The 7,482-nt window shown below is 48.8% G+C and carries 10 protein-coding genes and 3 tRNA genes; 3 read left to right on the top strand and 10 right to left on the bottom strand.

The window, feature by feature from the left end; genetic code table 11:
* The 4 genes from DFR44_RS09550 to DFR44_RS09535 form a co-directional block, all read right to left on the bottom strand.
* Window positions 1-94, bottom strand: a 94-nt coding sequence (locus DFR44_RS09550) for a GTP-binding protein (protein WP_005434227.1), incomplete at its 3' end; no start/stop codon positions are given.
* Between the two features lie 51 nt (window positions 95-145).
* A tRNA-Thr gene (locus DFR44_RS09545) sits at window positions 146-220 on the bottom strand.
* 21 nt (window positions 221-241) lie between these two features.
* Window positions 242-315, bottom strand: a tRNA-Gly gene (locus DFR44_RS09540).
* A gap of 45 nt (window positions 316-360) precedes the next feature.
* A tRNA-Tyr gene (locus DFR44_RS09535) sits at window positions 361-445 on the bottom strand.
* Window positions 446-608: 163 nt separating this feature from the next.
* Here DFR44_RS09535 and DFR44_RS09530 point away from each other — a divergent pair.
* A complete protein-coding gene (locus DFR44_RS09530; protein WP_133621347.1) occupies window positions 609-962 on the top strand; it encodes a diacylglycerol kinase in 354 nt (117 codons plus the stop codon).
* Window positions 963-1,006: 44 nt separating this feature from the next.
* On the opposite strand, the gene hslU is transcribed toward DFR44_RS09530, so the two are convergent.
* The 6 genes from hslU to DFR44_RS09500 all read right to left on the bottom strand — a co-directional run bounded on the left by hslU (window position 1,007) and on the right by DFR44_RS09500 (window position 5,740).
* Window positions 1,007-2,353 carry an ATP-dependent protease ATPase subunit HslU gene (hslU, locus tag DFR44_RS09525; protein ID WP_211336930.1) on the bottom strand — a complete coding sequence of 449 codons (1,347 nt, stop codon included), beginning with the start codon at window positions 2,351-2,353 and terminating at the stop codon, window positions 1,007-1,009.
* Window positions 2,354-2,371: 18 nt separating this feature from the next.
* A complete protein-coding gene (hslV, locus tag DFR44_RS09520) occupies window positions 2,372-2,905 on the bottom strand; it encodes an ATP-dependent protease subunit HslV (RefSeq protein WP_133621346.1) in 534 nt (177 codons plus the stop codon).
* 179 nt (window positions 2,906-3,084) lie between these two features.
* Entirely contained in the window at window positions 3,085-3,510 is a 426-nt protein-coding gene (dksA, locus tag DFR44_RS09515; protein ID WP_133621345.1) for an RNA polymerase-binding protein DksA, read from the bottom strand.
* 192 nt (window positions 3,511-3,702) lie between these two features.
* A complete protein-coding gene (locus tag DFR44_RS09510; protein WP_133621344.1) occupies window positions 3,703-4,632 on the bottom strand; it encodes a GTP-binding protein in 930 nt (309 codons plus the stop codon).
* A 125-nt stretch (window positions 4,633-4,757) separates the two neighbouring features.
* Entirely contained in the window at window positions 4,758-5,393 is a 636-nt protein-coding gene (locus DFR44_RS09505) for an alpha/beta hydrolase (protein ID WP_133621343.1), read from the bottom strand.
* Entirely contained in the window at window positions 5,393-5,740 is a 348-nt protein-coding gene (locus DFR44_RS09500) for a (2Fe-2S) ferredoxin domain-containing protein (protein WP_133621342.1), read from the bottom strand. The genes DFR44_RS09505 and DFR44_RS09500 overlap by 1 nt, the downstream gene beginning before the upstream one ends.
* Before the next feature lie 76 nt (window positions 5,741-5,816).
* On the opposite strand from DFR44_RS09500, the gene DFR44_RS09495 reads away from it, so the two are divergent.
* On the top strand, window positions 5,817-6,653 hold the full coding sequence (locus DFR44_RS09495) for a biotin--[acetyl-CoA-carboxylase] ligase (protein WP_133621341.1): 837 nt from the start codon (window positions 5,817-5,819) through the stop codon (window positions 6,651-6,653).
* Window positions 6,650-7,444 carry a type III pantothenate kinase gene (locus DFR44_RS09490; RefSeq protein WP_133621340.1) on the top strand — a complete coding sequence of 265 codons (795 nt, stop codon included), beginning with the start codon at window positions 6,650-6,652 and terminating at the stop codon, window positions 7,442-7,444. Before DFR44_RS09495 ends, DFR44_RS09490 begins: the two co-directional genes overlap by 4 nt.
* Window positions 7,445-7,482 lie beyond the last annotated feature (38 nt).

Below are 7,482 nucleotides of genomic sequence, written 5' to 3'. Positions count from 1 at the left end.
TTGCCGCTGTTAATGTCGTTTTACCGTGATCAACGTGACCAATCGTGCCAACGTTAACGTGCGGTTTGGTCCGTTCGAACTTACCTTTTGCCATGTCAAAACTCCTTTGTGGACGAAGCTATAAAAAATATGAGATATAAGATGGTGGTGCCCATGGCGGGAATCGGACCCGCGATCTCTCCCTTACCAAGGGAGTGCTCTACCACTGAGCCACATGGGCATTCATTACAGGCAAAGCGTATGGAGCGGGAGACGGGAATCGAACCCGCATCATTAGCTTGGAAGGCTAAGGTTCTACCACTAAACTACTCCCGCATGCTTAGAGCCAATACTCGGGACGCGCCCAAATTATATGTCTTTTGGTGGGCAGGGCTGGATTCGAACCAGCGTACTCAGAGAGAACAGATTTACAGTCTGTCGCCTTTAACCACTCGGCCACCTACCCAAAAGAGAACGTAATTATGATGTCCATCCTCATGCTTGTCAAGCGCATTTATACAAAAAAGCAAGTTTTTTTGTTTTTCAATAAGACTTATTGTCCAACCCGCCATAAAACAAGCTAAACTGGCAGTCGCAATTTTCAATCACCAATAAAAATAAGGAGTGATATGTTTTCACCAAAACGGGTTATTAACGCTTTTAAATATTCGATACAAGGCTACAAAAGCGCGTGGCACACAGAGGCGGCTTTCCGTGACAATGTATCAATGGTAGGTCTGGCACAAATTTTTTGTTTTTTCATTCAGCCAGAATGGCGTTTGTGGCTTTTTTTTGGCGCATGCAACGTCATGCTCATCATGGCAGAATTGATTAATACAGGCCTCGAATACTTGGCTGACCAAATCAGCACAGAGCATCATGAACTACTTGGCCGCGCGAAGGATGTTGGTAGCGCTTGTGTATTAACCGCACTTTTATTTAATGGCTTGGTGTTAGGCACTATCATTTGGCAAGCACTGTAAGAAAAAATCCCCGATGACCTCGGGGATTTTTTAACGTCATGGCTTCATAGAATATACTGCGTCAAGTCTTCATCCTTAATCAATGCACCGAGCCGCTCTTCTACGAAAGTCGCATCAATGACGACTGTTTTATCTTCGTAGTCATGAGCGTTATAAGACACGTCCTCCAGCAGTTTTTCCATGACCGTATGCAAACGTCGCGCTCCAATATTTTCTGAGCGCTCATTGACTAGACACGCCATCTCGGCCAAACGTTGCACGCCCGCATCGGTGAAGTCTAAATTAACCGCTTCTGTTTGCATCAATGCCGAATATTGCCGCGTCAAGCACGCATCTGTAGCCGTTAAAATCGCTTTGAAGTCATCGACATTGAGCGAGTTTAATTCGACGCGAATCGGGAAACGCCCTTGCAACTCAGGAATTAAGTCTGACGGCTTTGACAAACTGAAGGCGCCAGAGGCCACGAATAAAATGTGGTCTGTTTTAATCAGCCCATATTTGGTCGACACGGTCGTGCCTTCAACCAATGGCAACAAATCTCGCTGCACGCCTTGACGAGACACTTCGCCGCTCGTGCCCTGTCCACTTCGACTTGAAATTTTGTCAAACTCATCAATAAACACGATGCCATTTTGCTCAACCGCTTCTACCGCTTGCGTACGCACTTCGTCTTCATTGACCATTTTGCCTGCTTCCTCTTCCAGCAATTGCTTCATGGCGTCTTTGACTTTCATTTTTTTGGCCGTGGTTTTGCCTGAGCCGATACTGGCGAACATGCCGCGCAACTGCTCCGCCATCTCCTCCATCCCCGGCGGGCTCATGACATCAAATTGGGCAGAGCCAGCAGCAACTTGCAATTCAATTTCTTTATCGTCCAAGTCACCTTCGCGTAATTTTTTGCGAAACTTCTGACGCGTCACATTCTCAGCGTCGGCGCGTGAATATTCGCCCGTTCTTACATCACGCGCAGGCGGCAACAGCACATCCAAAACGCGATCTTCTGCCGCATCTTGCGCACGACTTTGCATGAGTTTGACGGCTGAGGCTCGTGCATTTTTTACCGCCACCTCAACCAAGTCCTTGATAATGGACTCAACGTCTTTACCAACATATCCGACTTCGGTGAATTTAGTGGCTTCGACTTTAATAAACGGTGCGCCCGCTAAACGCGCAAGGCGACGCGCAATCTCAGTTTTGCCCACCCCTGTCGGCCCCATCATAAGGATGTTTTTAGGCGTGACTTCAGCACGCATGTTTTCACTCAATTGCCCACGCCGCCAACGGTTGCGCATTGCCAATGCAACTGCTTTTTTAGCGTCTTTTTGACCGACAATGTGTTTATCTAATTCAGAAACAATTTCTTTAGGGGTCATATTAAAAGGATGTGACATGGCCTACTTTCAAATGCGTTATAAAGTCTCAATGGTGTGATTTTGGTTGGTGTAAATGCAGATATTGCCTGCAATTTCCAACGATTTTTTGACAATCTCGGCGGGTGACAGCTCGGTATTGTGCAACAAAGCCAAGCCTGCCGACTGCGCAAACGCGCCCCCCGAACCAATGGCAATCAAGCCATCTTCAGGCTCGAGTACATCGCCATTGCCCGTGATAATCAAGGAGGCGGTATGGTCGGCAACCGCCAACATCGCCTCTAAACGGCGCAACACTCGGTCGGTTCGCCAGTCTTTCGTTAAGTCAATCGCGGCACGCGTGAGATGGCCTTGATGCTTCTCTAATTTGGCTTCAAATCGCTCAAATAAAGTAAAAGCATCGGCCGTCGCGCCTGCAAAGCCAGCCAGCACTTTGCCGTGATACAGCTTGCGCACCTTACGCGCACTGCCCTTAACGATTGTATTGCCAAGTGTAACTTGACCATCACCGCCAATCGCTACTTCTGAACCGCGCCGCACCGATATAATCGTCGTGCCGTGATATTGCTCCATGAGTTTCTCCTAATGACTTCTGATGACTTCGTTTGTTTTGAACAAATGAGGCTAAAAAACAAAAAAACAAGGATGCCGATGGGCATCCTTGCATTATTTTTGACACATTTTATATGCTTGGCGTGTTTCGATAAGCACGAATCACTTCGACATCAGCAACTATCGCCAAACAACGGCCATCAATCACCATACATTTTTTGAACTTTTTCACGACGCTCTTGCGCCTCCAGCGACAATGTTGCGGTTGGGCGCGCCAGCAAGCGACCCACACCAATGGGCTCACCTGTTTCTTCACACCAACCGTAGTCACCAGACTCGATGCGCTCAATCGCTTGTCCAATTTTTTTAAGCAATTTGCGCTCGCGGTCACGTGTACGCAGCTCTAACGCATGCTCTTCCTCAATGGTCGCGCGATCAGCGGGGTCAGGCACGACCTCATTTTCGCGCAGATGCTCAGTGGTGTCATCCGCATTTTTCAGCAGTTCGGCTTGCATATCAAGCAGTCTTTGCTTAAAAAAGGCCAACTGCACATCGTTCATATAATCTTTCGCTGACATTTTTAACAGTTTTTCTTCTGTTATCACAGCTTTAAGTTCTTGCGCCATCTTACCTCTCCACTCATCTCATCAGATGATTTCACTTCAACAATACGGAGGCGCGAAAAAACACACCTCTCATAACCTGTACTTTAAAAAACGGATGTTCTCATTTTTCAATCGAGAGTTGACTCTTAATGTTTCTATTTATATCCGTTATTTCATCCGCAACACAGCAGGTCATCGCGACGCAAAAAACATTTATTGAGCGATACAGCGAACCAAATCAGCTTCCAGCTCATGCCAAGGCAAGTCTTGTCCAGAAATCCAGATTTGTGTTTCAGGCGCTTTTCCTTCTGGCCACGCGTCAATAAAATCACTTGTCCATAAGTACTGTAATGCCTGCACACAAAACGGCCTTGATTCGCCTTGCACATGAACCACCGCGTTTAATCGCGTGAATTTTGCACCGTAGAATTGACGCCAATGCTCAAGTACATGGTTCAACTTTTCGCCCTGCAATGGTTGCGAAAACGAGAAATATACCACTTTCTCTGCACCCCATGCGAGCAAATCTTCTTTTTTTAATGGCTCACGCCGCAAAGGCGCGTCAAGACTGTACGCTTCCACGGCAGCGGACACTTCTTCCGCAGTCGAAAAACCATTATGAACCCAAATCGCCAGTGGGTTGAGCGCGCGCATACAGTCTGCGAACTCGGCGGTTCGTGCTTCATTATTAAAACTGAGCACCTTGTCAGCAATTTGCAATTTTTCAATCGCTGGACCTTTGCTCAAATCGCCCCAAGCCTTATCCAGCTGCATCAGCGTCACAACTTCATCGAGTTGCGCTTTGACATGGGGCAATTCAATCAGCAACCATTGCACCCATAATTCGCTACTGGCGCGGGACGGCATGATGACAATGACTTTTTGAGCGTTCTTTGTCGCAGACTCAGACAGGACGCGCTCAAGCTGCGCCACCATGTCATCATCCACCCACAAGACCCCTTTTAAAAGCTGACATGCTAGCCCTGCTTTTGCGTACGCGGTTTGCTCATGCGCGAGCACACAAACCTGATTGCTCAAATGCGCCTGCGCCAATTGTTGCGCCCATTTGGGTACAAATGTCTCAAACCTAATATCCGCTTGATTTTCTAGCCACAGCGCGACGGGTGTTAAAGAATTGCTCATATTTGCCTGTTTACCGTTATCTTTATTTCGTTTTGCGCTTTATTTAATTGTTAACATTCAAACTAAATATGCGCTAAACGCTTATTTTATCCTAAAGATACATAAAATTTAAGCAAATTTAAAATTTAAACACACCACTGTTGCATAATAATATACTTAATGATGTGCAATCTGCGGTGAAAAAAGTGGTCAGCCCCAGCCACGACGGTCACAGGCAGCTCTAAAGGCTCTGCCCAACGCATCACGGCACTTAATGGAATGGTCTCGTCCAGTTCGCCATGAATCACGATGCTGTCGCTTGGTACGGCTTCAACTTGCCATTTACCTGCGGCCGTTCCAATCATCACCATCCGAGCAACATCGTCGCCTCTTTCTTTAAGTGCCGCAGCGACTCTACTTTGTACAAAAGAGCCAAATGAAAACCCCGCCAATACCAACGGCATGTTTTTGGGCCATTCTGTACGCATCCATGCCAATACTTTGAGCATGTCTTCTGTCTCACCCATACCATGGTCATGCTCGCCCACAGTTTGCCCCACCCCACGAAAGTTGGGTCGCACCGCAATATAACCAAGCTCATTCATGGTTTTGGCTAAAGTTTGCGCCACTTTATTGTCCATCGTTCCACCAAACAAAGGATGCGGATGCGCAACCAGTGCAACACCTTTAATCTCATCGGTCTCGATTTTCGGGACATCGACTGCAACTTCTATCTCACCCACTACGCCATCAATCAATTGTTTTTGCGTCCCAACCTTCATTATGCCTCCGTCGTCTTGGCGGGCGAATCGACCAGCAACCGCTCAACCACACGGCCATTTTGTAAATGTTCGCTAACAATTTCGTCCAAATCGCTGGTATCCACATAGCTGTACCAAACGTTGTCTGGATAAACCACACACACAGGGCCTTTTTCACAACGGTCAAGGCAACCCGCTTTATTGATACGCACGCCTTCGAGTTTTAAATCGCTCACCGCTTGCTTGGTGTGCGCCCAAGCGTCCATCGCGCCATGACGCAAACAATCACCACGCGGGTCGTCCGCGCCGCGCTCATTCAAACAAAAAAACACATGGTGTTTAAAATACCCTTTTTTTTGCTCACTCATATCAGCCTCTATTCATCATTTACTGTCATTTGGCACTTATCGTACACACTCAAGCGCCAATCTTTTATAATTTGGCATGCACAACATCGTCCAAACTCCGCCGATTCAACTCGCCACTTTGCAACAGTGGTGGTCAATGCACAGCCAAGCCTCGCTTGCGCTGCAAATTAAATACGTGTCGCAATGCGACTCAACCAACACCCAATTATGCCACAGCCCACATCAGCACAACACCTTGTTGGTGGCGGAGCAGCAAACGCACGGTCGAGGACAATTTGAACGGACTTGGCTGAGCGGCACAGGCGACCTCACTTTTTCGATTGGGCTGCGGCTGTTACCCGAACAAGTCCCTGCCCTGTCTTTGCGCATTGGTCTGGCACTGGCGCAAGTATGCGCCACGCACGGTTGGCAAGCGCAACTCAAATGGCCCAATGACGTGATTGCCACCCATCCCGACACGGGGCAACGCGGCAAACTTGCGGGGATTTTGGTACACAATCAAATCGCCGATGACGGGCAGCACGCATGGGCGGTGATAGGCATCGGACTTAACATTGGCGCACGTCTATTGCCAAATCAAAATAACGACGCCGCTTTTGCCCCCATAGGACTCGCCCAACTGGACGAACGCTGGATTACACCACGAGAAGGGCAACGTGAAGAACTACTCATGCAAATTGTCGACACCGTGCTGGTGCATATTGAAACTGCAGCCCCCGCCCCAGACGAACAACTTGCCACCACATGGAACGCCCACGACCTATGGTTCAACCAACCGATGAGCATCACCACAAGCGCAGGGCAAAGCACGCAAGGCATCGGGCGCGGCGTGAATCATCATGGCGCTTATCAACTGTTGACCGAACAAGGCTTGTTGCATTTCTACAGCGGGCAACTGCGACCTCTATCATGACCGCGCCCATTTTACTCATCGACATTGGCAACACACGCATCAAATGGCACATGCAAACCGCACATACCGCCATGAGTGCGACCAACGAGCCCAACTCGCTCAGTCACCACAACGCCGACTGGCTGCAACACTTTACAGCGAAGATGTCTCAATCCGCAGCACCCAGCGCGTGTTACATCAGCAATGTCGCCAGCACAGAGCTGCTCAATACCGTCAAAAACGCACTCCATGCCATTTTTCCAAATATTCAAATACACAACGTGCTGCCACAAAAACAATTGGGGCGTTTCACTTTGGCATATGACGAGCCTTTACAGATGGGGTCTGACCGCTTTGCCCAATTGCTCGGTGCGCAAAACCTATGCGCAGAACGCGACCATCTCGTCATCAGCACAGGCACGGCCACCACAGTGGATGGCGTACTGGCGAATGGCCAACACATGGGCGGCATGATTGCACCCAGCATACATTTGATGCGAACCAGCCTTCACCAACACACCGCCCGCCTGCCACTTGACGGCGGCGTGTTTGCAACACAAACCGCCCCCACCAACACCACGAATGCGTTGGCAACGGGTGCTCATCTGTCGAGAATTGGCGCGATTATCGCCTTTGTCGACCACTACATGCCACACACAACACAACATTGGCTCATCTGCGGCGGTGACGCGCCTAATCTCGCCCTCGATTTAAAACACATCGCCGCACAACGCAACGCAACCCTTCATATTGCGCCCTCATTATGTCTATTGGGTCTGTGGTGCGTGCATCAGTTCCGCTCGCAGCCTTAGAAAACGTTACAATACCGTTTTTAATTCATCCACACACC

It is taken from the genome of Hydromonas duriensis (assembly GCF_004363775.1).
In the GTDB taxonomy this organism is placed as follows: Bacteria; Pseudomonadota; Gammaproteobacteria; order Burkholderiales; family Burkholderiaceae; genus Hydromonas; species Hydromonas duriensis.
Note: the sequence above shows the minus strand (reverse complement) of the source record. Positions and strands in the feature narration are given on the sequence as shown.

Bases quoted from the DNA above. Each gene is read 5' to 3' on its own strand.
- DFR44_RS09530 (WP_133621347.1), top strand. From the start codon at position 609: ATGTTTTCACCAAAACGGGTTATTAACGCTTTTAAATATTCGATACAA.
- hslU (WP_211336930.1), bottom strand. From the start codon at position 2,353: ATGTCACATCCTTTTAATATGACCCCTAAAGAAATTGTTTCTGAATTA.
- hslV (WP_133621346.1), bottom strand. From the start codon at position 2,905: ATGGAGCAATATCACGGCACGACGATTATATCGGTGCGGCGCGGTTCA.
- dksA (WP_133621345.1), bottom strand. From the start codon at position 3,510: ATGGCGCAAGAACTTAAAGCTGTGATAACAGAAGAAAAACTGTTAAAA.
- DFR44_RS09510 (WP_133621344.1), bottom strand. From the start codon at position 4,632: ATGAGCAATTCTTTAACACCCGTCGCGCTGTGGCTAGAAAATCAAGCG.
- DFR44_RS09505 (WP_133621343.1), bottom strand. From the start codon at position 5,393: ATGAAGGTTGGGACGCAAAAACAATTGATTGATGGCGTAGTGGGTGAG.
- DFR44_RS09500 (WP_133621342.1), bottom strand. From the start codon at position 5,740: ATGAGTGAGCAAAAAAAAGGGTATTTTAAACACCATGTGTTTTTTTGT.
- DFR44_RS09495 (WP_133621341.1), top strand. From the start codon at position 5,817: ATGCACAACATCGTCCAAACTCCGCCGATTCAACTCGCCACTTTGCAA.
- DFR44_RS09490 (WP_133621340.1), top strand. From the start codon at position 6,650: ATGACCGCGCCCATTTTACTCATCGACATTGGCAACACACGCATCAAA.